We start from the raw sequence: 25,188 nt of genomic DNA, 5'->3' as shown, positions 1-25,188 counted from the left end.
GTATTAAATTTATTTATTGTTTGTATTTGATGCCAATTCCTAAAACATAACCATTACCGGTATTAAAATCATATACTTTATGATTGCTATTGTCGATCAGGTTGTATTTTTTGTCAAAATCATATCCGGCTTTAAAATTCAGAAACCAGTTTTTATCTACGTTTCTTTCATATTCGAGTGCCGATGTCATTTGCGATAAGCTAGCTTTTGAGGCATTATTATTTAAATTATTCTGAGCATCCAAATGATAAAAATTACCATTAAAACTATTACTCAGACTAAACTTGTTTCGAATATTGTTTGAGTATGAAATTTTTGAATCCGGAAACCCAATCAGTAACGAACTTTCTTCGTTTACCTTGTAGTTTAAGGATAGAGTGGGCATGAATTTAGGAGAACCAAAAACAGTTGTTCTGGCGATACCAATGTTAATACTTGTATTTGAACTTAATTGCTGTTTAATGTCAAAATTTCCTAAAACGGAAAAAGCATCAGCACTTAAATTACTTTGAAAATTAACTGTTGGGATAATCGAAAAATTCAGGTTTGTTGTATTTGAAATTTCATGAGAAAATTCAAACTTGTTCTGAATCTGATTAAACCGATCCAAATTATCATACGCGCTACTTTCTAATTCATAATTGACTTTCAAATTCGAATATTCTAATGTGTTTGTTATACTGTTTTTGGTGCTTATTTTTTTGTTGAATGATAAACCGATATTGGTTTCATTAAAATCAATTTTATCAGTAGGCTCTGTTTTTACATTCATCCTGACTGAAAAGTTCTCCTGAGCTTTCATATTGAAAATTGAAATCAAAAAAATCGAACAAATTAAAAACCTTATTTTCATTACCTCTTTATTGGTTCAAAAGTAGGTGGCTAATGGTTTTAAAAAAAAGAAGATATATGTACGGCACTTTTTGATAGACTAATTCGCCTTTTTTACGGTTGAATCGGGTATTCGTTGGTATTAATCTATTGTAGATGATTTTTTGCTGTTTGTAGTATAAAAACACTGGACTGTATATGTTATAGTGTGGTGCAGGATCGTGCATTTTATATTTGTTCAAAAAATTGATTATGCACAAGTTTATATTGATGTTGTTTTTAGCCATCGGCATAGTTTCATGCGGAACTGATGCAGATGCGGGTGAATTTGTTGTTGGATCGGATTACTTGGCAGTAGGCAATAAAGTTATTTTAATTGATACTTTGACAGTGGATATGTCTACAATAAATTTTGATTCTTTAGTGACCTCTAATCAAAGCCGAATTTTAATCGGGAATTACGAAGATCCAATTTACGGAAAGGTAAAATCGAATAGTTATTTTCAGTTGGCTTCAAGTTCATACACATTAAACAACAGCGGATCTGATACGGAAGTGACTAATTTTGTTTTCGATTCTATTTCGATGATTTTAAAATATGATAACTATTATTACGGAGATACTACAAAAGTGCAAACGTTTGATATTCATCGATTAACACAAAGTGTAAAACCAAATACTGACGATAAGAGTTTTTATAATAATTCGTCTTTGAGTTATAGTGATGAAAGTCTCGGGACAATCTCCTATAAACCAAGGCCAATCGAGAAAGATTCAATTAACATTAAGATGAGTGATGCCTTTGGAGCCGCACTTTTTCAAAAATTAAAGAAAAGAGAAATTACAGACTTTGATAGTTTCAGTGAATACTTAAAAGGCCTTGTTCTCGTGCCGTCAGGTTCTAATTCTTCGAGTGTCATTGGTTTTCATGTCGCAACAAGTAAAGTTCGGTTGTATTATTCAAAATATCAGGCAGATACTGAAGAGGTTCCTTATATAATAGATTTTACCATTTTGGATGCTACAAAACAGTTCAATTCAATTTCATCGGATAAGACGGGAACTTTATTAGAGAATTTACCTGTCTCGACTAGTAAATTATCAAGCACATTAACCAATCGACAGGGGTTTATTCAGTCCGGAACAGGAGTGGCGTGTAGAATTGATTTTCCCAATATCAAACAACTAAAAAATATTGCTGCTAATGGAGCAATTGTAGATGCTCAAATATTTCTTAAACCGGTCAATAATACATATTCGGAGAAATATCCCCTTGCAGATTCCCTGAAAATTTATGTGGCTGATAATTTAAACCGGATCAGTGCTTCATTAGTGAATTCTGCTGGTACTGCGGTTTTTGGTATTCTGAATAAAAAAAGTGATGAATTTAATGAGAATATTGGTTATACAGTTCCAATTGGTGCTTTTTTGCAGAAAGAAATGTTGAAACAATCTGATTCCAGGTCTTCTCTTATTCTAACATTGCCGGGAATTTCTAAAGCAGTAAACAGAATTGTTTTGGGAGATCAAAAACATATAAACAATAAAATCCAAATTAAAATTTATTACATCTCCTATTAAATGAAAAGTAAAATAATATATTTAAGCTGCTTCGTTTTAATGTCACTAACTTCATTTTCTCAAAGTATTTCAAGTTCACCTTATTCATTATATGGAGTGGGTAGTGTTTATGATGCTGACTTTGGTGTGATTCCGTCAATTGGTTCTTCAGGAATGGCATTGCCCTCAGATACTTTTATAAACAATCTAAATCCCGCATCATTAGGTTATTTGCCCCAGAATCACTTTATGTTTGATATTGGAGGAAAAGCTATTGCTACTACTTATCAGAGTAGTTCAAGAAGTGAAAGTCGTAATAATTTTCAGTTTTCGCATATTGCTTTTGCTTTTCCGGTTACTAAAAATTCCGGGTTTAGCGTAGCGTTGCGTCCCTATTCGAGTGCAACATTTAAAATTTCTAATTTAAAACTACCCATCGAAAACAGTCAGGACTATTATTATTTGACTGCTGCAGGTTCCGGGGGATTAAATAATTTTGATTTTTCATATGGATACCGATTCGGGAAAAAATTCTCTGTGGGTGCATCAGCAGCTGTATTGTTTGGAAATACCAGTGATGATAGAAGTTTTCTGATTATGAATTCAATTACAAGTATTCAGAAAAAAACAACTTATAACGGTGTAAGGGCTACATTTGGTGCACAATATAAAATTGATTCTACTTTTACAGTGGCAACAACGTTTAAATTGCCAACGCAGGTTAAAGCGTCTAAAGTGCAAACGGTCCAAACTGTTGCTAATGATGTTGTGACTACTGTAGAGTCTAATGTGGCTTCGGATACAGATGATTATTATATGCCTTTAGAAATGGGTATAGGAATCAGTAAGCGTTTTAAAAACAATTTGAATATGACATTGGATTATGAAAAGAGTTTGTGGAGCAATAGTAATCAATCTGAGTTATACGGAAATTTTGTAAACCAGGATCGATTTGCCCTTGGATTTACTTATAGTGCTAAAAAGAATATCCGAAAATATTGGGACAGGGTTCAATATGCTACAGGCGTAAATTTTGATACCGGTTATCTTGAAGTCGACGGAAAAAGAGTAAATAATGCAGCTGTTTCTATCGGGCTTACTTTGCCAATAGAAAATACCTACTCGGCTTTGCATATCTCTTATTCGTATGGACAAAAAGGAAGCATATCAAGTGATCTAATAAAGGAAAATTACCATAAAATATCCCTTAATTTATCATTAGACGGAATTTGGTTTATTAAACGAAAAATAGATTAAAAATCTAAAAGTCTTTTTCGATCACAGGATATTTATACTCTAAAATTGATTTTAAAACTTCAGGATTAGAGTTAACGTAAAATATAGGATCACTATTTTGAGTGTTGGTAAAACCCACTTTCTCGCGTAAAATATTTTGTGTTTGTCTTGCTACAGCTTCTCCGGAATCTATAATGTGAATATGTTCCGGCAGGATTTTTTTAATCTGAGGAATTAGATAAGGATAATGGCTGCAACCCAAAACCAGGTAATCAATATTGGCATCAATCATAGGTTGAAGATAGGATTCTAATAGTTGCGTCATTTCTGGTGAGTTTAGATTTCCATCTTCAATAAGCTGAACAAGTCCATAACCTACCTGTTCAATTATTTTAGTATTCTGGAACATCTCTGCCGTTTTGTTAAATAACTCACTATTTAGAGTGCCCTTTGTGGCCAGAATACCAATGACTTGTGTTTTGGAGTTATTGGCAGCTGGCTTTATTGCAGGTTCAATGCCTATAAAAGGAATGTCATAATCAGCTCGAAGTTCCAGGATAGCATTTGTTGTGGCAGTATTACATGCTACAACAATAAGTTTGCAATTCATGTCAAGTAACAGATCAACATTTTTCTTGCTTAGAGCAACGATTTCTTCTTTGGTTCTTTGACCGTAAGGAGCATTTTTACTATCGGCTAAATAAATAGTTTTTTCGTTTGGAAGTAAATTGTGAATGGCTTTCCAGATGGAAGTTCCTCCAATACCAGAATCAAAAACGCCTATTGGATTGTTGTTCGTCATAGTACAAATTTAGTGTTTTTTGAAATAAATGTATATTCCAATTTACGTGAAATGTGCGAATATTATAATTTTTTAGTTTTAATTTAATGTAAAAAAAAACTGCTTAAAACTTTTGAAGGTTTAAGCAGTTTTTTTGTTTTTAAGATTTTCGTTTTTTAGAATCCTAAATCTTTTTTTACATCAGCAGTAATGTTTGGACCATCAGCTAATAAAAGAGTAGAACCATCTAATACATATTGGAAACCTTTAGCTTTTCCAACTTTTTGGATAGAAGCTCTAACTTTTTCCATTAATGGTTTTACGATGTCAGTTTCTTTTTGTTGTAATTCTTTTTGAGCATTGTCTCTGTAATCAACGATTCTTTTTTGCATGTCCTGAACTTCTTTAGAACGTTCTCCGTTTACAGCATCAGTTACAGTTGCAGCTTCACCTTCGTACTTTTTGATTTTTACTTGGTATTCGTCAACCATTTTTTTGTATTCTGCATCGTATGTACCACTTAATTTTTGTAGTTGATTTTGTGCATCTAGCATTGCAGGCATTTTCGACATAATCTCGCTAACATCAACATGGGCTACCTTAGCTTGTGCGTTCATTGTGTTACTTGCTGCTAAAATTAGTACCGCAGCGATTAGTAAAGTTTTGATTTGTTTCATCATTTTTAAAATATTAATTAATTATTGGTCGTATTTGTTTTTTGTGTTTCGGCTTCTTTTGCTTTTTTAGCCGCTTCTCGTTCTTCTAAAATTTTCTTTCTTCTTTCTTCTAACTCTTTTTTACGTTGCTCGTAAAGTTTTTGTCTTTCTGCCGCCTTATCCACTACTGGCTCAGTAGTTGTTGTCGCATCAGTTCCGGAAGCAGCAGGTTTGGCTGTTGCGTCAGTTCCTGTGGTAGCAGGTTTTGCCGTTGCATCTGTTTTAGCAGGTTCAGAAACCGTGCCATTTTTTTTAGCCTCTCTTTCGGCTGCTATTGCTTTTCTTCTGTCGTCGTATTCTTTCTTCTTAGCTTCTTGCTCTAATCGTCTGTCTTCAATTAATTTCTCTCTGGCCGTTCTCTTTTCGTCTAAAGCTTTTTTGCGATCTGCCATTGCCGGATTCTCATCAATAGCATTTTCTAAACTTTCTTTAGCTTCCTGATCTTTTAATTGTTTTTTAGTCAGTTGTTCTCGCTTATCAGTTCGGTTTAAAACACGTATTACCTGATCGCTGATGTCAAATCTTTTGTTACTAAAAAGCATTGTTAAATCTGATGATTTGTCAAAAACAAAATCATAATTTTTAGCTTCGGCTATATCCTGAACAGCAGTAAAAACCTGATCTTGTATCGGTTTTGCCAATGCAGCTTTTTGATGGATTAAATTTCCATTAGCTCCAAATTGCTTTTCCTGATAGCTCAACATTTCATCTTCCAGAAATTTAATTTCTGTTTCCCTTTCATCAATTAGCTCTTTGGTAAGTAAAGCCCTTTCGGCTTTAAGACCTTCTTTAAGAGTATTGATGTCCAGTTTTTTTGCTTCTATATCTTGTTTCCACTTTTGAGCTTTTAACTCTAATTGAGCTTTTGCTTCTTTATAATCTGATACATTTTCTAAAATATACTCCATGTCAATGTAGCCAATCCTTGTCGTTCTAGTCTGAGCTTTACTTGTATTTGCTACAATCAAGGCTAAAAACATAAATAAAAATTGTTTTCTCATAACATTAGTATATTTTAAATTTTCAAACAAATGTATTAAAAATTTTACTAAAACTGTTGTCCAATGATAAAGTGAATTTCTTTACCGTGTGCTTTTGTTTCTCCTGGCTGAGGATCGAAACCATAACCCCAGTCAATACCTAATAATCCAAATGCAGGCATAAATACACGTAAACCAACACCAGCAGAACGATTCAGATCAAATGGATTATAATCTTTAAAAGTCGGGTATGATGATCCGGCCTCTAAGAAAGCCAACGCGTAAATCGATGCAGATGATTTTAATGTAATTGGATAACGTAACTCCATAGAGAATTTATTATAAATAGTTGCTCCAATTTGTTCTCCATTTTTATTTACCGGAGTTAATGAGTTATTTTCATAACCTCTTAACTGGATTGTTTCTCTACCATCCATAGAGTAATTTGCCATACCATCTCCTCCTAAGTAGAAACGCTCAAATGGTACAACACCTCTTGATTGATCATAAGCACCTAAGAAACCAAACTCTGTTAATGTTCTAAGAACTAATTTACCATAAAGTTTAGTGTACCAGTCTGCTTTAAATTTAATTTTATAGTATTCTAACCAATTGTATTTCTTTTGATCGACTTTACCCTGATCCGTATCAGCACTCGCATAATCAGATCCAACGCTGACAATACCGGATTGACCGTTTATAGTTTCTGTTTTTACGTAATCACCAGTATTAAGTGGTTGCCCGTCTACACCAGATGTTGGTGTTCCTGTATATTGTGATTTGTATTCTTTTTGGTTTTGTAAATCTCCATAATCAACTCCATTAAATAAGGAATAAGGAGGCGTAACCTTTGCAGAGATACTAAAGTCTGAGCCATAAGTTGGGAAGATTGGGTTGACCCCTTTATTACTTCTTGAAAGTCCAATTGTATAGGCTAAGTTTCTTGATGCTCCGTTACCAAATGTAAATAATCCTGTATTATAATTATTCAGATCATAATGTTGGTAACTTACAGATTGTGATAATACAAAATAATCATCCGGCACAGTAAGACGTTTTGCTAAACCAACTTGTAATGTCAGGATATTGAAACTTTTGCTTTTGTCTACGGTTCTTGTAGCGTAGTTGTTTAAAAATTGTTTACTATAAGAAATAGATGAACTAAATTGTACTGGTTTTTTTCCTCCAAACCACGGTTCTGAGAATGATAAGCTATATGTTTGGAAATAAGTACTTCCTTGTAAACGAAGTGCTACTTTTTGACCATCTCCCATTGGTAATGGCTTATAGGATTCTTTATTGAATAAGTTTTTAGCTGAGAAGTTATTAAAAGATAATCCTAAGGTTCCAATGAAACCTCCACCACCGTAACCTCCTTGAAGTTCGACCTGGCTGGATCCTTTTTCTACAACATGGTATTCAATGTCTACAGTTCCTGCCGCAGCATCAACATTTTTGAATTTTGGATCAATTGCTTCTGGATCAAAAAATCCTAATTGTCCAATTTCACGAATCGTTCTAACCAACTGTTCTTTACTGTATTTTTCTCCTGGTTTGGTTCTAAGTTCACGGTAGATAACGTGGTCATTCGTTTTGTCATTTCCTACGACGGATATTTTATTAAAATAGGCAATAGGACCTTCTGTAACTCTTATCTCAAAATCGATAGTATCGTTTACTGTTTTTACCTCTACAGCATTGATATTAGAGAACAAATAACCATTGTTTTGGTATAAGTTTGTAATATCTTCAGCGTCTGGTTTTGTTTTATCTGCAATACGTTTTTCAAGTAAAACCCCGTTGTAGGTTTCTCCTTTTTTGATTCCTAAATAACGATTTAATAATTGATCAGAATAAACAGTATTTCCAAGGAATTTAATATTACCAAAGTAGTATTTGTTTCCTTCTTCCATTTTAATTTTAATAGCAAGCATATTTTTATTCTTGTTATAAGTAACAGAATCATAAATAATACGAGCATCACGATATCCTTTTTCTTTATAGGAAGCAACAACTTTCTCTAAGTCGGTTTTGTATTTTTCAGGAATAAATTTAGAGGATTTTAAAACACGAAACACATTTTTTTGTTTAGTGTCTTTCATTGCAGATCGTAATTGATTTCCGGTAAGCTGTTTATTACCAGTAAATTCGATGCTGCTGATTTTTACTTTGTCACCTTTGTCTACCCGAACAAGCATATTTACCTGATGTCCGTTTATGGTGTCAGGAGTATTTGTGATGGTAACTTTGGTATTATAGAATCCTTCTTTTTTGTATTTATTTTCTATATAATTTTTAGTTGTCGTGATTAAGTTTTCGTTTACAATCTTGTTTTTAGTCAAGTTGTTATCCTTAATTAATCCTTCGACTTTGCTTTTCTTAATGCCAACAAATTTTACTTCATTTAGTTTAGGAAGTTCAACAATGTTCAAGTCCAGATAAATACTGTCATTATCGATTTTATTGACATAAAAAGCGATCTCATCAAATAGGCCAAGTTTACCTAATTTTTTGATAGCACCACTGATCTCTTCCCCGGGAACTGTTATTTCCTGTCCTTTTTGAAGACCAGAAAAAGTAACAACGGTTTGTTCATTGAAGCTTATTTTACCAACAACAGAAACTTTAGCAAGAATGTATTTTTTTCCCTGATCAAAAGGAACTCTTTCTTGTGCTTTTATTTGTGAAAAACTACCCAAAAGAAGTAGGGTAAGGACTATTTGTACTCTTTTTTGTAACACTAAAAAATTATTTAATTTGTTCGCTGGTTTTTCCAAATCTACGTTCTCTTTTTTGATAACTAATAATAGCCTCATATAAATCTTGATCTTTAAAGTCTGGCCACAAGACATTAGTAAAATATAATTCTGCATAGGCAATTTGCCATAGCAAAAAATTACTTATTCTATGTTCTCCACTTGTTCGTATTAATAAATCTACGTCAGGTAAATTTTGCGTGTAAAGATGCTCATTTATAATTGAATCGTCAATAGCGTCTATTGAAATTATATTATTTTTAACTTTATCACTGATGATTCTCACAGCATTTACCAATTCTTCTCTCGATCCGTAACTTAAAGCAAGAGTTAGGGTAAGACGGGTGTTGTTTTTTGTTTTATCTATTACATCCAAAAGCTCTTTTTGAGCTGATTTTGGCAATTTATCAAGATTTCCAATTGCATTAAGTTTGATATTATTTTCTTGTAAGGTAACAAGTTCTTTTTTTAATGAATTGATTAATATTCTCATTAATGCTTCGACTTCAAGTTTTGGTCGATTCCAGTTTTCTGTAGAAAAAGCATATAAGGTTAAGTACTCAATACCAAGTTTAGCACAAGTTGTAATTGTTTTTTTTACAGATTTGGTTCCGTTTTCGTGACCAAATGCTCTTAAAAAACCTTGTTGTTTTGCCCAACGACCATTTCCGTCCATAATAATGGCCAAATGTTTGGGTAAGTTTGTTTGATCTATAGAGTCTAGTAAATTCATTTTATTAATATGCGCAATAGCAAGGTTTTTGTCCAAAGGTATAGGTTAAGGTGATACCTGAAAACACATACCAGTCATTATTATTTAAATTTCCAAAATGCAAAGACTTATAATTGCCATTGCTTGGGTTACTTCCGTCGATATCGTCTGTGAACGTGTATCGGGCTCCAACTTCAGCGCCCAGAACCCAATGAGGTGCAATATTTGATTTGATTCCCAATGTTATTGGTATAGCAATCGAACCTGAACTTTTATCTTTTCTTGTTTGCCCTCCCGTTATGTATAATTCGTCATACATAAAGTAACTTAATCCTGAATATATATAAGGTGTAATTTTTGGATGATAATCATGGAGGTTAAAATCAAAAAAATTAAATTCTAAACCGGCAGAAAGTTCTTTTACGGTATTTTCAAAACTATAACCTCTCTGGTTCCTGCCTGTTTCTTTTGAATCGAGATCATTTCCTGCAATAGTGGATTGCGTGTAGGAGAAGCGGTACGCATGGCGTGGGCTTTTATTCCATTTGTACAAAATACCAAAAGTCAGTTTTTCAGGAGCAATATAAGTTGTGCTTCCTACGTCACCTACAAAGTTGCTTCCGCCAAGAAAAACACCAATCTCATTGATCTGAGCGTTTAGTGTGATAAAGGGGAAAAAACATAACAATAAATTAAAAATTTTCTTCATTTAATTCAAAATTGCGTGCAAATATAATAATTATCAATACGAATCAACGTTCCTTTAGTTAAATGTGCTTTTTTTTCAATTTACGATATTATTTTGAGACATTTAATGATGATTCAATACATGCAGAACGGCAAAAAGTGGCATTATCGTATAGTGGTGAATCATAAAAGAACTTAATTTCTCTTATCTTCTCCCCAAAGCAATTTATTTCTTAAGGTTTTTAAGAAAGTTTCTCCTGGAATTTCGACCATTTTTATTTTAAAGTCAGTTTTTTTGATGGTTAAAAGCGATTCATTTTTTACTGAAGCAATTCTGGAATCTAATGAAACTAAATAATGATCTTCTCTTCCTGATACTCTAAGTTTGATTTCAGTATCATCAGGGATAACAAGAGGTCTTGCTGTTAGATTATGAGGTGCAATGGGTGTGATTACTAAGCTTTTAACTTCGGGTGTTAACAGTGGTCCTCCACAACTTAAAGAATATCCTGTAGATCCTGTAGGTGTAGAGATAATCAGGCCATCTGCCCAGTATGAATTTAAATATTCATCATTTAAATAGGTGTCAACCGTAATCATCGATGTCGTATCTTTTCTGCTTACGGTAACTTCATTCATGGCAAAATTCAATTCTTCTTCAATAGCTTCATTTTTTGGGTCGCAGGTTAAGCTTAACAACGTTCTTTCAGAAGTAGTGTAATTTTTGTCAATTACAAACTGTAAAAAGCTATCAATATTTTCTTTTTGAACAGTAGCTAAAAAACCGAGTCTTCCTGCATTTATTCCTAAAATTGGCACACCTGAATTACGAACAAGCGTAGCAGCCCTTAAAATAGTGCCGTCTCCTCCAATGCTAATCAGCATTTCAAAACTATTATCCAGAGATGTACTTGCTGAAAATGTTTCGTATCCCTTTGTTATAAGTTCTTTTTCGTAAAGCATTTTCAGAAAGTTCTCCTCAATTACCATTTCTACATTGTTGGAATTGAAGAACTTGAAAATATCTTTAATAATAGGTTCAGTACTGTTTTGGTAATATTGTCCGTAAATAGCTATTTTCATTCTTTGTAATTAGATAATGAGTCAATTAGATAATGAGTCAATGTGGCAATTCGAAAAATCAACAATATGTAAATTAGATGGACTAATAAATTATCTAATTGACACATTTTCTAATTTCTACTATATATTAAGGTATTTGTCTAAGTAATCTGAACGCTCTTTCAGACTGTTGATGTAAGCATCTTCCTGATGTTCTGAAATGATTTCATAACCATATCTTCTATAAGTCTGAATGATCTCATTCATCGGTCCAACACCAATTTTTATCGTAATCTGAACATTTTCCAGATCAGCTTCAGAAACGAAACAGCCCAGAATTTTACCATTATTGCTTTCTACAATCTGAGTCACCTGACCCATTGAATAATCTAAAAGGCCTTTTTGAACGATAATTATGCCGCCTTGTTCTTTTAAAAATGGAGTTTCCTGAAAAAATTTCATGATGTCTTCCATTTCATAATATCCAATGTAGTTATTGTTTTCGTCAAGAACCGATACTACATTTGTATGGTTTTTTGCAAAAACTTCTAAAACATCAAGCCATAGCATTGATTTTCGGGCAAAACAACGTTCCAGAGTATATTTGTAATCAATAACTTTTTTATCTGTATCAAAAGTTTCAACATCATCAGCAGCGATACTTCCAATGAAAATTCCGTTCTCCAGAACCGGAAAATGCGAAAAATTCAAATCAGCAAAAAAGTCCTGAACCGAGGCTATCGTTTCCTGACTATCAATCGCTCTGAAATCATTGGTGATATAGTTTATAATTTCTGTCATAAATCTGTTAGGGATATTTCATGCAAAATAATCAAAAAATAGCAAAAACTGCTACGTTTTACTTTGTATTTTTGTCGTAACAAATATAGTGTTACTAGAATTAATTATCTATTTATATGACAAAGTTAAGTGTAAATATCAATAAAATTGCAACCCTTCGAAATGCACGAGGAGGAAATGTTCCTGATTTATTAAAAGTGGCTGCTGATATTCAGAAATTCGGCGCAGAAGGAATCACGATTCATCCACGTCCGGATGAACGTCATATTCGCTATCAGGATGCACGCGATTTAAAAGCAATCGTTTATACCGAATATAATATCGAAGGAAATCCGCAACATAATTTTATAGATTTGGTTTTAGAATGCAAGCCAACTCAGGTAACATTAGTTCCGGATGCAATTGGAGCCATTACATCATCTGCAGGTTGGGATACCATAAAAAATCAATCCTATTTGACGGAAGTGATTCAGGAATTTCGACGTAACGGGATCAGAACGTCGATTTTTGTTGATCCGGTTCTCGAAATTATCGATGGAGCAAAAAAAACAGGAACAGATCGTATCGAATTGTATACCGAGGCTTTTGCACATCAATATGACTTGGGTAACAAAAACGGAATTGATCCTTATGTGAAAGCAGCACAATTAGCAAATGAATTGGATTTAGGAATCAATGCAGGCCATGATTTGAGTTTGGATAATATTCAGTTTTTCAATCAAAATATTCCTGGTTTATTAGAGGTTTCTATTGGTCATGCTCTAATAGCAGAAGCACTTTATCTTGGTTTGGATAATGTTGTTAATATGTATTTGAATAAATTGAAGTAAAATAAAAAGGAGTAGCACATGACCCGCAGAAAAAGCGGGTCGGGCTTCCCGATAGCTATTGGTACATTTTACCCGAGCGAAGCGAAAAAATATTTTAATCTTCTGTTTTTCAAAGAAAAACAAAAAGATTTTCACTTCCATCCCTCATGCGCCATTCAGGTAACAATGAATTTCTTTGCTCATGAATTTTAAACAATAAATAAAATATTTACTTCCTCTAAGAATTGATTTTTAATTGTTTACTTTCGCACTTTTCTTATTAAAATCAAGTGCTGAAACCAATTTTATTCTTTTTTTTATTCTCTTTTTCTGCTGTATTTGCGCAATCAAAAGGCATTATAACGGGAAATATAAAATCTTCTGAAAACGAAAACCTGCTTGGTGTCAGTGTTTCTTTAGAGGTAAATAATCAACACTACTACACAATATCTGATACTCTGGGTAACTTCTCAGCAAACATACCCTCAGGTCAGATCAAAATAACGTTTAATCAATTGGGGTATCTTAAGAAATCAATTGATCTTGATTTTGTAAAAGACACTCTAATTTCAATTGTACTGGAAAAAGATGTTTCGCTTTTGAAAGAAGTTGTAATTACCAATGATAAAAAAAGTGGAATTACAAATTTGTCAGGCGGAAAACTATCGTTCAATTTAAAAGAGCTGTCTTCTGTGCCTACAGTTCTAGGAACTACAGATATTATAAAGCTTTTGCAACTAACACCTGGAGTACAAAATTCCGGAGATGCAAACGGGTATTTATATGTAAGAGGTGGTGATCCGGGACATAATGCTATGTTATACGACGGAACTCCTATATATGGAATGTCTCATTTGCTAGGTGTTTTTCCTTTTTACAATACAGATCATATTAAGGAAGTCGAATTTGATAAATCAAGTTCTAATGCAAAATATGGCGGACGTTTAAGTTCTACAACACTTTTGATCCCCAATACAAAAATACCTTCTGAATTGGGTATTCAGGGAAATGTCGGCATTTTAGCTTCACAACTTACTTTTACAGTTCCTTTAAACAATAAAACCGGTTTTTATATCTCCGGAAGAAAAACCTATATCGATGAAATTGTTGCGCCATTGCTGCGCTCCAGTTCTAAAAATAATGATGTTCAGGATATGAAATACGGTTTCTCTGATGGCAACCTGACTTTCATTTCTCAGATTTCTAAAAATAATTTACTTTCTGTAGATGCCTTTATTAGTGGAGACAAATTAAAAATAAAGGATAATAATCTGGCTTTGAAAACAGATTTAAAGTGGAGTAATTTTACCATTTCTCCAACTTTAATTACTACCGTTTCGCCTAAATTAAGTATGTCAAATGCTATTTATTTTAGTAAATATTCTAATGAGCTGAATATGGAGCAAGCGACAATCGAATTTGGAGTTTCTTCGTATGTAAAAGATTTTGGATTTAATAATGCCTTTCGCTATCAGATAAAAAATATCGCTGTTGAATCTGGTTTGCAATATGTACATCATAATTTACAGCCTCAAAAAGTGAATATCGAAAATTTGACAGATAATAATGCATCTCAAAATAATATAATCAATGCTGATGAAGTTGCGGTTTTTGCTACTATAAAACCAAAGATTACGGATCGTTTAAATGTTGAATTAGGACTGAGAATTAATTATTATACTTCTGGTTCTAATGATTCTTATTTGCATTTTCAACCTCGCGTTTTATTCAATTATATAACCAACGAAAAATATTCTTTTTACGGATCATACAACAGGCAATATCAATATCTGAGTTTGATAACCACTTCAAGCGTTGGAATCCCGACTGATTTTTGGATCGCGAGTTCTGATGGAATAAAGCCGCAATCTTCTGACGAGTTTTCGATTGGCTCCAATCAGAATATTTCAAAAAATATTTCTTCTTCATTAGGAGGATTTTATCGTTCGATGAAAAATTTACTTGAATATCCTTACGGAATAACGCAGTTTAACGAAATCACAACTTTAAAGAATGATTTGTTAGTTGGAAAAGGAAAAGCATACGGATTAGAAATGATGTTGCGCAAAAAAAACGGAAAATTTTCAGGTTGGTTAAGTTATACGCTGAGTTGGTCTGATCGAAACTTTGATGAACTGAATAATGGGAAAACTTATTTTGCAAAATACGACAGACGTCATAATCTTTCGTTAGTTGGGATGTATGATTTAAATCCAAAATGGAATTTTGGTGTCACTCAGATATTCAGTTCAGGAAATCGTTTTACGATGCCTACTTCATGGTATTTTATTAATAACAATCCGGTAAAAGAATATTCAGAATATAATAATGCTCAAATGCCTAATTATATCAGAACAGATCTTTCTGTTAATTATTTCTTCGTGAAAACAAATAAAAAAGAAAGTGCCTTGAATTTTTCGATTTACAATACTTTTAATATTGATAATCCTATTTATGTCGTTTTAGATGTTGAAGTCAATAACGATAAAAATACCGTGATTGTAAAACAGGAAAAAAAAGTATTGTACCGCATTCTGCCTTCAATAAGCTGGAGGTTTAAATTTTAAACAATGAAAAAATACATATTATTTCTTTTTACTCTCGTTGCTGTAAGTTGTTCTAAAGAGGATTTTAGCGAAAAAAGTATTGAATCTAAAATTGTAGTCGAAGGATGGATTGAAGAAGGTGATTATGCCCAGGTTTTATTGTCAAGCAGTATTCCTGTTACAGATGCTATAGATTCTACAAATGTTTTGAATCATGTTATTCGTTCTGCAAAAATAACCATATCTGACGGGCAGGTATCTGAGGTCTTGAAAGTGAAAAATGATAAAAACAGAGTGCCGCCTTTTGTGTATTTTGGATCAACTTTAATGGGTGAGGCAGGAAAAGAATACTCCATTAAAATAGAATATTTAAATCGTGTTGTTCAAGCCGTAACAACAATACCAAAGGCAGTAAAACTTAAAAGTGCTGAGTATATTAAAAAGAATGCTGCAGATACAACAGGATATATTTTTGTGAAATTTGATGATCCGGTAAATGAAAAAAACTACTATCAGATTGCCACAAAAATAGACAAAGAAGAACCTGTTTTTGTGCCTGCATTTTATGGTAATTTAGATGATAAAAATTTTAAAGAACCTTCAGTTTCAGTACAGATAAATCGTGGGATTTTGCTTTTTCCTAAAACTAAATTTACCCCTTATTTTGTGGATGGAGATTTAATTCACGTAAAATTAAGAACCCAGAATAAAGATGCCCTGGATTTTTGGAACAGCTGGCAAAACGAAATAGTAAACAGCAAGAATCCAATTTATCCATCCAATACAAGTCTTAAATCGAATATAAAAGGCGGAATTGGTATTTGGGCAGGATATGGGCAAAGCACTTTAATTGTTAAAACGCCTCCTAAAAAATAAAGCCGATTTGAATGGTTTCAAATCGGCTTTAAGTAAAATTTTAAAGACTATTTATTTTTTAAAAGATTTAGCGAAATCTTCAAATTTAGTTTTCAAATCACTAAATCCAATAGAGAAATAAGCACTAACTGTTACTTCAGTATTATCATTAAATCTTAAGTAATCTACTTCATTATAAGTTTGTATAAGGGTTGTTTTATTATCAGATGTAGACCAGTAACCGCCTTTATTATTTTCATAAGCGACCCATGTTGGTAAACTTACTTCATAAGAGTGTCCTTTTTCAGAATGTTGAACAACGTCTGCAATTTTAGTTCCGTCTTTTTTAGAAACTAAAATTAATTTGATGTTCTTGTTAAAATTAGTTGTAACTCCTTGAGAATATTGTTGATAGTATTTGTTTTGTGCTGCATAGTATGCTGGGTAATTAGCATCAGCAGTGTTGTAATCAGGAAAAGAAGGTTGAGTTACTGATTTTTCTAAAGCATCTTCGTCTCTTGCTGCTGTGGCTAAATCCATGTCAGCAACAATAATAAAATTGTCCATCAATTTGAACAATCCATTACCTTTTCCTCTGTATTGTTTAAGTTCGTCGTTATCAATTAAACCGTCTATGTTCGTGGTACTTCCGGCATTAAAGTCGAGTAAAGTTTTGTTGTTATAAGTAAGAGTAGCTTTAGCGGTGTTTTCAACACCTTTTTTACCGCTCATTTCCCAAACATACCCATCGTTTAAAGTCATTTTATAAGTAAATTCATCTGGAGCTTGTTTTCCATTAGAATAACTGGCTCTTTGAGCAAAAACAGCAGCCTGAGCGTTATTAATTGTTAAAACTGCATCTGATGATGAAGGTAAAAAAACGTGGTCGTAAACTGATTTTGTATGAATGTAATCATCCGTTTTTTCGTCATAAACGTAACTTCCGTTCGTGTCTGTAATTTTTATTTTTACAGTTGAAGATACACTTTTAGCAGAAAGTATTGCATTGTTTGATGTTTCTGATTCTTTAGAAGGGAAAATAAATTTTAATTCAGAAGTTGAGGCTGTTTTTACCCAGATTTTCCCGGAATTATTCCAGGTATAAATACCGTAAACGTCAGAAACATTTAAAATGTCTTCTATTTCATTACCATTTTTTGCGTTAAAAATATCAACAGGATTAATAACTAATAAGCGGTGTAGGTTTTCTATCGCTTTAATAGCGCTTGAGCCTTTAGATTTGTCTAGCTGAACCAGCATTTCATTAGCTTCAGCTTCAAGTTTTAGCTTTTGTTGTGCCGGAGTTAAAGCCGAATATGGTTTTTTAACAAGTTCTGCAATTTGTTCCGCAAGAGTTGGGTCTTTTACCGGTTCTTTTGGTTCTTCTGTTGTAGGATCTTTTATAGGATCTGTGTTGTCATCGCTAGAGCAAGACAGGGTAAGTTGAGAAATAATTACAGATAATAAAAATAATTTTTTAATCATGGTTAGGGTTTAAATTAAATAATTAATCAAAAAAGATCGTTTTGATTTTAAGAAGGCGCAAGGTAGTTTTTATATTTGTTGTTTCTTTACGGGAAACCGTATTTTGTAAACTTTTTTCTAATAAAATAAGCCGAAATTCAGAACTTGGACTTTATTAGTTTACAGATTAATAAAGAACTTTTTTACCTTTGTAGTCAGTTTTTAAAATCATAATATAAATGTTATACTCAAAAATAGAAGGCGAAGGAAAGCCGTTCATCATCATGCACGGATTTTTAGGTATGTCTGATAACTGGAAAACCCTTGCCTCACAATATGTAGAGGCCGGATTTCAGGTTCATATTTTAGATTTACGAAATCATGGTCGCAGTTTTCATTCTGATGAATGGACTTATGAAGCCATGGTGCAGGATGTTTTCGAATATTGTCAGACGAATCAATTAAGTAAAATAGATATTCTCGGACATTCAATGGGAGGGAAAGTAGCGATGCTTTTTGCGACCACACACCCGGAAATCGTAGATAAATTGATTGTTGCTGATATCGGCCCGAAATTTTACAAGCAACATCATCAGGATATTCTGGCGGGTTTAAATGCAGTTGATTTTTCTGTAAAACCAAGTCGAAATGATGTTGAAGAAATTTTATCACAATATGTTCCTGATTTCGGAACACGACAATTTTTATTAAAAAATTTATATTGGCAGGAACCGGGACAATTGGCTTTTAGATTCAATCTTGCTGCTTTTAATGCTAATTTAGACGCCATTGGAAAAGCTTTGCCGGATGATTTGGTTTTTGATAAACCCACCTTATTTATTCGTGGAGGAAATTCGGGATATATTTTAGATTCAGATTTTGATGCCATACGTCAGCATTTTCCAAGTGCTAAGTTTGAGACAATTCCAAATGCCGGACATTGGTTGCATGCTGAAAATCCTAAAATGTTTTTTGAATTAACTGCTGGATTTTTAAAAGAATAGTGTTTGCAAGATTAAAAGGATTGGAAAGATTTTTTTAAACATGTAACGCTTAGTCTGTGAGAATCTTTTAATCTGTGGCGAAAAAACAATATAAAATTCCTTACTTTTATTAAAACTTTAAATCAAAAATCATGAAAATATTACTTAGACTCCTTGTTACTGCGGCCTTGGTGTTGCTAATTGCAAACTTTTTAACCGGGGTACATGTTGCTAGTTTTGGTACAGCAGTAATTGTTGCAATTGTTTTAGGACTACTGAATCTTTTTATAAAACCAATATTGGTTATCCTGACATTACCTGTTACCTTTATTACTTTAGGTTTGTTTTTATTGGTGATTAATGCGATCATTATTTTATTGTGTACCAATATTGTAGGCGGTTTTGCAGTCGATTCATTCTGGACAGCATTGTTGTTTAGCGTTATATTGTCTATCCTCCAGTCGATTACTTATAAAATTTTGGGAGACGATAATTAAATCAAAATAGAAACGACGTTTAAAACGTCTTTAAATACAATAGATTAAAAACTTGGTTGGGTTGCAAAAATTTTATAATTTTGCAACCCAATTTTATTATGTAAATTAAAGAAGAAGATGGATATTAAAAGAGTAGCAATAAACGCTGTGAATGAAACAATTGTAATGACAGTTGTTCACATGGATTATAAAGGTCAAGTAGCAAAAAGAATAAACGAAAAAATGCCTTTGGCTACCGTAAAAGGTTTTAGAAAAGGGCAAGTACCTAAAGACCTTGTTGAAAAACAATACGGAAAAGCAATTAAGCAAGAAGAAGTTCAAAAAGTTGTTGATTTGGCTTTAGAGCGTTTTGTTCAATCTGAAAGATTAAATCTTTTAGGAACTCCTCTTGCAAAAGTAAACGAAAACTTTGATTGGGATGCTGAAGAGCTAACTTTCGAATACGAAATTGGTTTAGTGCCAAACTTCGAAATTGATTTAGAAGCTAAAAATGATATCGTAAAATATATCGTTACTGCTGATGATAAATTAATCGACGGACAAGTAGAACGCATCCAAAAACAATTTGGAAAAGCAATTCCACAAGAAGTGGTATCTGCTGATTCTGATTTGACAGGAACTTTCTCAAACGAAGAAAAAGGGATCAACAATACGACTACAATTTCTGTATCTACATTTAATAAAGCTGCTGCTGATAAATTTATCGGTAAAAAAGTTGGAGATGTTGTTGCAGTAAGTACAAAAGGTCTATTCGAAGATGATCACCAATTAATGGATTACTTAAAAGTAGGTCATGACGATGTGCACGGTTTAGATATCGAAGTAAACTTTACTATCGAAGCAATTAACGGAGCTGAATTGGCTGAATTAAACCAAGAGTTATTTGATAAACTTTTTGGTGAAGGAAAAGTAGCTTCATTAGAAGATTTGAAAGCTAAAATTAAAGAAGATGCTGAAGCTCAATTCGCACAGCAAGCAGATCAAAAATTATTGTTAGACGTTCAGGATTTCCTTATCGAAAACACAAAATTTGATTTACCTGCTGAATTTCTTAAAAAATGGTTACAAACTGTTGGAGAGAAAAAACTTTCTCCAGAAGAAGCTGAAGCTGAATACGCAAGATCTGAAAAAGGATTACGTTTTCAATTGATTGAAGGAAAAGCAATGGCTCAAAGCAATATCCAAATTACATTTGAAGATTTGAAAGCTTTTACAACAAACGCTATCAAACAACAAATGGCTCAATTTGGACAAACAAATCCAACTGACGAAGAAGTACAAGGAATCGTGGCTAGAGTTTTATCTAACCAGGAAGAAGTAAAAAGACTTTCAGAGCAAGTGGTAGCTGAAAAATTGTTAGAGGTGTTTAAAGAAAAAGCAAATCCAACAACTAAAGAAGTAACTTACGAAGAATTTATTGCCGCTTCATACGGAGAATAATTTCTAAAAATTAAGTATATTTGAGCGTCAGGAAGTTTTTCTTGACGCTCTTTTATTTTGTTTCATGTTTGTGATTTCAGGTTATCAATATTAAACTTGTAACAATTTTGACAAAAAGAAGACAAATTGACATCCTTTATAAAAAGGTATGACCTTTGTAGGAAATGAAATATACACCATATTATAAAACTTAGAACAGATACATATGAACTACGGTAAAGAATTTAAAAAATTTGCTACAAAGCACCAAGGAGTAAATGCGATGTACTACGATAAAATCGTAGCAGCAATGAATCCAACGAATATGACTCCATATATTATTGAAGAGCGTCAGTTGAATATTTCTCAATTAGATGTGTTTTCAAGATTAATGATGGACAGAATTATCTTTTTAGGAACAGGTATCGACGATCAAATCGCAAATATCGTTCAGGCTCAGTTGTTATTTTTAGAAAGTGCTGATGCTTCAAAAGACATTCAAATTTATCTAAATTCTCCAGGAGGAAGCGTTTACGCAGGATTGGGAATTTACGATACCATGCAATACATCAAACCAGACGTAGCGACAATTTGTACTGGTATGGCAGCCTCTATGGGAGCTGTTTTATTGTGTGCAGGAGCAGCAGGAAAACGTTCAGCTTTACCGCATTCAAGAGTTATGATTCACCAGCCATCAGGAGGAGCACAAGGTGTTGCTACTGACATGGAAATCAACTTACGTGAGATGTTGAAACTAAAAGATGAATTGTATAATATCATCTCTCAACATTCAGGACAAACTTTTGATAAAGTGCACAAAGACAGTGAGCGTGATTACTGGATGAAAGCTGACGAAGCTAAAGAATACGGAATGATTGATGAAGTGTTGAGAAGAGGTTAAAAATTAGTTTAAAGTTTCAGGTTTCAAGTTGTTATCCTTAACTTGAAACCTGAAACCATTAAACTTGAAACATAAAAAATGGCAAAAGTAGTATTAGAATGTTCGTTTTGTGGAAGAAAAAAGCCAGAAACCAATTTATTGATTGCGGGTATCAATGCACATATTTGTGATAAGTGTATTGAACAAGCACACGGAATTGTATTAGAAGAATTAAAATCAAGCGGAAGTGCAAAACTTGTTGGGGACTTAATTTTAAAGAAACCAAAAGAAATCAGGGCTTTCTTAGATCAATATGTTATTGGTCAGGATCAGACTAAAAAAGTAATGTCGGTTGCAGTTTACAATCACTACAAACGTTTAATGCAACAGCAATTAGATGATGAAGTAGAGATCGAAAAAAGCAACATCATTATGGTGGGTCAAACCGGAACAGGTAAAACATTGGTAGCAAAAACTATCGCAAAAATGTTAGACGTTCCTTTGGCTATCGTTGATGCAACTGTACTTACAGAAGCAGGTTATGTGGGTGAAGACGTCGAAAGTATTTTGACGCGTTTATTACAAGCTGCTGATTATGATGTAACCAAAGCCGAAAGAGGAATCGTATTTATAGATGAAATTGATAAAATTGCCCGTAAGAGTGATAATCCATCCATAACACGTGACGTATCTGGTGAAGGTGTACAACAAGCTTTGTTGAAATTATTAGAAGGAACTGTTGTAAACGTACCACCAAAAGGAGGTCGTAAACACCCGGACCAGAAATTTGTTGAGGTAAATACTCAAAACATCTTGTTTATTGCAGGAGGAGCTTTTGATGGAGTAGAACGTATAATCTCGAAACGTTTGAACCGCCAGGCAGTGGGGTATTCTACTTCTAAAAATGTTGATAATATTGATAAGGATAATTTATTGCAATACATTATTCCAAAAGATATTAAAGACTTTGGTTTAATTCCGGAGATTATTGGTCGTTTGCCAGTTTTGACGCATATGGACCCTCTTGACAGAGAAACTCTACGTGCGATTTTGACACAACCTAAAAATGCCTTAATCAAACAATATCAAAAATTATTTATGATGGATGATGTTGAATTTAATATTACAGATGAAGCATTAGATTTTATTGTTGATAAAGCATTAGAATACAAATTAGGAGCTCGTGGATTACGTTCGTTATGCGAAGCAATCTTAACAGATGCAATGTACGAACTACCAAGCTCAGACGATAAAGTTTTGACAATCGATAAAGATTATGCAAAACATACTTTAAATAAAAATTTATTGAAGCGAATGGAAATTGCTTCGTAAATCCTGATATTAGTTTGTCAAAGTTCAAAGCTTTGACAAAGTTGACTTAAAACCTGTTCATTTATTTGAGCAGGTTTTTTTATATTTTGAAAATAGAAATTTCTCGTATAGCCCTGATCGAAACGGCATCCTTTTGTGGTGGCGTTCACCACAAAAGATATAGTGTAGAGCAGGACAATTGGTGTTTTAAAATTAAAACTTCTGCTCCTGAAAAAAATTATTGCACCCTAAATTTCTCCCGATATTCAATAGGTTTCATACCTACCATTTTAAAAAAAACTTTTCTGAACGCTTTTGGATCATTATAACCGGTTTTTTCTATAATTTCAGAAATCGAAAGCTGGGTTTGTTCCAGATATTTCTTTGAACTTTCAACCCTGATATTTTGAAGGTATTCGATTGGCGGAATTCCGGTAACTTGTTTAAATCTGCGTGTCATGTTTCGGGCGCTGGTTGGAATGTCTTTAGTGATTTCTTCTAGTTTTTCGATAGAATGATATTGACTTTCTATTTTTTGCTGTAACATCGCAACCAAAGCATCATTGTGTAAATGATTGGGTCTGAAAGTGCTGAAGTAGCTTTGTTTGTATCGGTTTAAATCAATAGAAAAAATCTTGGCAATTTGAACAGCAATTTCGTTTCCGCAATATTTCTGAACCAAAAGAATCAGCAAATGAAACGTTGAGGTCGAACCGCCACTGGTGTATAGACTCCCATCAGCTGTTAGGGTTTCTTCGGATTTTAATTTTACTAACGGGAATGCTTTCGTAAAAGCACTGCAGGCATCAACATGCGTCGTTGCCAATTTTTCGTTTAATAATCCGGAAGCAGCAAACAAAAAAGCGCCTGTACAAAAACTTGCCAATTCGGCTCCGGATTGGTGCTGCTTTTTGAGCCAGGGAATAAAGTTTTTGTTTTTTACGATCATTTCGCTCATATTATCAGTAGTAAAAGCAGGGATTAAAATCAGATCTAAAATTTCATTCGATTCTTCGATCGAGTTGGCTTTATATCCAAACAAGCGCTCTTCAATGATTTGTTCCGAAGATTGAAAAACCATAATTTCAAAATATTTTTCAGCTTCTTTAGAAAGTTTATTAGCCGTTTCAAAAACTTCTAAAATCGCAGCTATACTTAATAATTTATAGTCATACGGTACAATTAAGCCTACTTTCTTACTCATAATGTGATGTGTTTTATAAAAATGATACTATGTAAAAATACGTATTTTGTCTTAAATGGCCCTAAAGTTGACTTTTAATGTATCATAAAGCTTAACGTATTATTTTAAATTTGCTTTAAATAATTTGTAATTTTATATAAAAATGGAAACAAAAATTTTCTTGAATCTTGCTGTAAAAGATTTAAATAAGTCGATTGCATTCTTCACCCAACTAGGTTTTTCATTCAATTCAAAATTCACAAATGAACAGGGAACCTGTTTGGTAATTGGTAAAAATATTAATGCAATGCTTCTAACAAAAGAATTTTATCAAACTTTTACCAATAAACAAATTTGTAACACAGCTACGACAAATGAAGTTATTATTTCAATTTCAGTTGAAGGACGAGATAAAGTGGATGAAATGATGGACAAGGTCATTAAAGCCGGCGGATCAGAATATATGAAGACACAAGATTATGACTGGATGTATAATCGTACTTTCCTTGATTTAGACGGACACCAATGGGAGGTTTTCTATATGAATGAAAGTAAGATCCCGGAAATGAAGTAATTGTAATATAAAAAAAATAAAAAAATATGATAACAGTACAAAACACGATTAATGCAGGAATAAATAAAGTTTGGGAATTCTGGACATTACCTGAACATATTACAAAATGGAGTTTTGCTTCTCCGGAATGGCATACACCTTATGCAGAAAATGATTTAAGAGAAGGTGGAAAATTTAAATCGACTATGGCAGCAAAAGACGGAAGCATGAGTTTTGATTTTGGTGGCGAATACACTTTGGTAGAAAAAAATAAAGCAATTGAATATGTTCTGGAGGATGGCAGAAAAGTTGAAATTAGTTTTACAACAACACCAGATGGAGTAGAAATAGTTCAAAATTTTGATCCTGAAACACAAAACCCGGAAGAAATGCAACGCGGGGGCTGGCAGGCAATCATGGATAATTTTAAAAAGTATACTGAGGCTAATATCTAGTAGCAAAGGCTCACAGTTTGTAGGTAGCAAAAAAAACTTTGCGAGAGAATAAAAATGGCTTCTTATATTATCTTGTATGATTTAAAATAATTAAAATGGTTTAACTCAAAT

Annotated in this window: 23 protein-coding genes; 12 read left to right on the top strand and 11 right to left on the bottom strand. The window is 33.0% G+C overall.

Annotated features, from left to right (window positions below; all coding sequences use genetic code 11):
* Positions 1-13 precede the first annotated feature (13 nt).
* Positions 14-802, bottom strand: a complete 789-nt coding sequence (locus ACQY44_RS09295; protein ID WP_428230093.1) for a DUF6268 family outer membrane beta-barrel protein — start codon at positions 800-802, stop codon at positions 14-16.
* A 281-nt stretch (positions 803-1,083) separates the two neighbouring features.
* Here ACQY44_RS09295 and ACQY44_RS09290 point away from each other — a divergent pair, with 281 nt between their 5' ends.
* Together ACQY44_RS09290 and ACQY44_RS09285 are read left to right on the top strand one after the other, a co-directional pair.
* A complete protein-coding gene (locus ACQY44_RS09290) occupies positions 1,084-2,412 on the top strand; it encodes a DUF4270 family protein (RefSeq protein ID WP_428230092.1) in 1,329 nt (442 codons plus the stop codon).
* Between the two features lie 39 nt (positions 2,413-2,451).
* Positions 2,452-3,648: an aromatic hydrocarbon degradation protein gene (locus ACQY44_RS09285; RefSeq protein WP_428230091.1), complete on the top strand. Its 1,197-nt coding sequence runs from the start codon at positions 2,452-2,454 to the stop codon at positions 3,646-3,648.
* Between the two features lie 4 nt (positions 3,649-3,652).
* Here ACQY44_RS09285 and murI read toward each other — a convergent pair whose 3' ends face one another.
* The 8 genes from murI to ACQY44_RS09245 all read right to left on the bottom strand — a co-directional run bounded on the left by murI (position 3,653) and on the right by ACQY44_RS09245 (position 12,122).
* The gene (gene murI, locus ACQY44_RS09280) at positions 3,653-4,429 is read right to left on the bottom strand and encodes a glutamate racemase (RefSeq protein WP_428230090.1); all 777 of its coding nucleotides are present in this window, start codon (positions 4,427-4,429) and stop codon (positions 3,653-3,655) included.
* 155 nt (positions 4,430-4,584) lie between these two features.
* A complete protein-coding gene (locus ACQY44_RS09275) occupies positions 4,585-5,088 on the bottom strand; it encodes an OmpH family outer membrane protein (RefSeq protein ID WP_428230089.1) in 504 nt (167 codons plus the stop codon).
* A gap of 14 nt (positions 5,089-5,102) precedes the next feature.
* On the bottom strand, positions 5,103-6,125 hold the full coding sequence (locus tag ACQY44_RS09270; RefSeq protein ID WP_428230088.1) for an OmpH family outer membrane protein: 1,023 nt from the start codon (positions 6,123-6,125) through the stop codon (positions 5,103-5,105).
* A gap of 47 nt (positions 6,126-6,172) precedes the next feature.
* Positions 6,173-8,920, bottom strand: a complete 2,748-nt coding sequence (locus tag ACQY44_RS09265) for a BamA/OMP85 family outer membrane protein (protein WP_428230087.1) — start codon at positions 8,918-8,920, stop codon at positions 6,173-6,175.
* Positions 8,853-9,593, bottom strand: a complete 741-nt coding sequence (locus ACQY44_RS09260; protein WP_428231189.1) for an isoprenyl transferase — start codon at positions 9,591-9,593, stop codon at positions 8,853-8,855. The genes ACQY44_RS09265 and ACQY44_RS09260 overlap by 68 nt, the downstream gene beginning before the upstream one ends.
* Positions 9,594-9,597: 4 nt before the next feature.
* Positions 9,598-10,281: a DUF6089 family protein gene (locus ACQY44_RS09255; RefSeq protein WP_428230086.1), complete on the bottom strand. Its 684-nt coding sequence runs from the start codon at positions 10,279-10,281 to the stop codon at positions 9,598-9,600.
* 173 nt (positions 10,282-10,454) lie between these two features.
* Positions 10,455-11,342, bottom strand: coding sequence for an NAD kinase (locus ACQY44_RS09250; RefSeq protein ID WP_428230085.1), 888 nt, complete (start codon positions 11,340-11,342; stop codon positions 10,455-10,457).
* A gap of 120 nt (positions 11,343-11,462) precedes the next feature.
* Positions 11,463-12,122 carry a CBS domain-containing protein gene (locus ACQY44_RS09245; RefSeq protein ID WP_428230084.1) on the bottom strand — a complete coding sequence of 220 codons (660 nt, stop codon included), beginning with the start codon at positions 12,120-12,122 and terminating at the stop codon, positions 11,463-11,465.
* 116 nt (positions 12,123-12,238) lie between these two features.
* Here ACQY44_RS09245 and ACQY44_RS09240 point away from each other — a divergent pair, with 116 nt between their 5' ends.
* The 3 genes from ACQY44_RS09240 (at position 12,239) to ACQY44_RS09230 (ending at position 16,353) form a co-directional block, all read left to right on the top strand.
* Positions 12,239-12,952 (top strand): pyridoxine 5'-phosphate synthase, encoded by a 714-nt coding sequence (locus ACQY44_RS09240; protein WP_428230083.1) that lies wholly within the window; start codon positions 12,239-12,241, stop codon positions 12,950-12,952.
* 269 nt (positions 12,953-13,221) lie between these two features.
* Positions 13,222-15,498: a TonB-dependent receptor gene (locus tag ACQY44_RS09235; protein WP_428230082.1), complete on the top strand. Its 2,277-nt coding sequence runs from the start codon at positions 13,222-13,224 to the stop codon at positions 15,496-15,498.
* 3 nt (positions 15,499-15,501) lie between these two features.
* Positions 15,502-16,353, top strand: coding sequence for a DUF4249 domain-containing protein (locus tag ACQY44_RS09230; protein WP_428230081.1), 852 nt, complete (start codon positions 15,502-15,504; stop codon positions 16,351-16,353).
* Positions 16,354-16,404: 51 nt separating this feature from the next.
* Here ACQY44_RS09230 and ACQY44_RS09225 read toward each other — a convergent pair whose 3' ends face one another.
* Positions 16,405-17,817: a hypothetical protein gene (locus tag ACQY44_RS09225; RefSeq protein ID WP_428230080.1), complete on the bottom strand. Its 1,413-nt coding sequence runs from the start codon at positions 17,815-17,817 to the stop codon at positions 16,405-16,407.
* A 218-nt stretch (positions 17,818-18,035) separates the two neighbouring features.
* Between ACQY44_RS09225 and ACQY44_RS09220 the strand changes: the two genes are divergently transcribed.
* From ACQY44_RS09220 to clpX, 5 genes are all read left to right on the top strand, one after another.
* Positions 18,036-18,800, top strand: a complete 765-nt coding sequence (locus ACQY44_RS09220; RefSeq protein ID WP_428230079.1) for an alpha/beta fold hydrolase — start codon at positions 18,036-18,038, stop codon at positions 18,798-18,800.
* Between the two features lie 131 nt (positions 18,801-18,931).
* A complete protein-coding gene (locus tag ACQY44_RS09215; RefSeq protein ID WP_208682527.1) occupies positions 18,932-19,276 on the top strand; it encodes a phage holin family protein in 345 nt (114 codons plus the stop codon).
* 117 nt (positions 19,277-19,393) lie between these two features.
* On the top strand, positions 19,394-20,716 hold the full coding sequence (locus ACQY44_RS09210; protein ID WP_428230078.1) for a trigger factor: 1,323 nt from the start codon (positions 19,394-19,396) through the stop codon (positions 20,714-20,716).
* A gap of 205 nt (positions 20,717-20,921) precedes the next feature.
* Positions 20,922-21,596 carry an ATP-dependent Clp endopeptidase proteolytic subunit ClpP gene (gene clpP, locus ACQY44_RS09205; protein ID WP_066080212.1) on the top strand — a complete coding sequence of 225 codons (675 nt, stop codon included), beginning with the start codon at positions 20,922-20,924 and terminating at the stop codon, positions 21,594-21,596.
* A gap of 78 nt (positions 21,597-21,674) precedes the next feature.
* Positions 21,675-22,907, top strand: a complete 1,233-nt coding sequence (gene clpX / locus ACQY44_RS09200) for an ATP-dependent Clp protease ATP-binding subunit ClpX (RefSeq protein ID WP_428230077.1) — start codon at positions 21,675-21,677, stop codon at positions 22,905-22,907.
* 217 nt (positions 22,908-23,124) lie between these two features.
* Here the strand turns inward: clpX and ACQY44_RS09195 are convergent, their stop codons facing one another.
* Positions 23,125-24,090: a GlxA family transcriptional regulator gene (locus ACQY44_RS09195; RefSeq protein WP_428230076.1), complete on the bottom strand. Its 966-nt coding sequence runs from the start codon at positions 24,088-24,090 to the stop codon at positions 23,125-23,127.
* A 142-nt stretch (positions 24,091-24,232) separates the two neighbouring features.
* On the opposite strand from ACQY44_RS09195, the gene ACQY44_RS09190 reads away from it, so the two are divergent.
* Both ACQY44_RS09190 and ACQY44_RS09185 read left to right on the top strand, forming a co-directional pair.
* Complete coding sequence (locus ACQY44_RS09190; RefSeq protein ID WP_428230075.1) at positions 24,233-24,643, top strand: VOC family protein; 411 nt, start codon at positions 24,233-24,235, stop codon at positions 24,641-24,643.
* A gap of 26 nt (positions 24,644-24,669) precedes the next feature.
* The gene (locus ACQY44_RS09185) at positions 24,670-25,077 is read left to right on the top strand and encodes an SRPBCC family protein (RefSeq protein WP_428230074.1); all 408 of its coding nucleotides are present in this window, start codon (positions 24,670-24,672) and stop codon (positions 25,075-25,077) included.
* Positions 25,078-25,188: the final 111 nt, after the last annotated feature.

The organism is Flavobacterium sp. (genome assembly GCF_965277525.1).
Classification (GTDB): domain Bacteria; phylum Bacteroidota; class Bacteroidia; order Flavobacteriales; family Flavobacteriaceae; genus Flavobacterium.
Note: the sequence above shows the minus strand (reverse complement) of the source record. Positions and strands in the feature narration are given on the sequence as shown.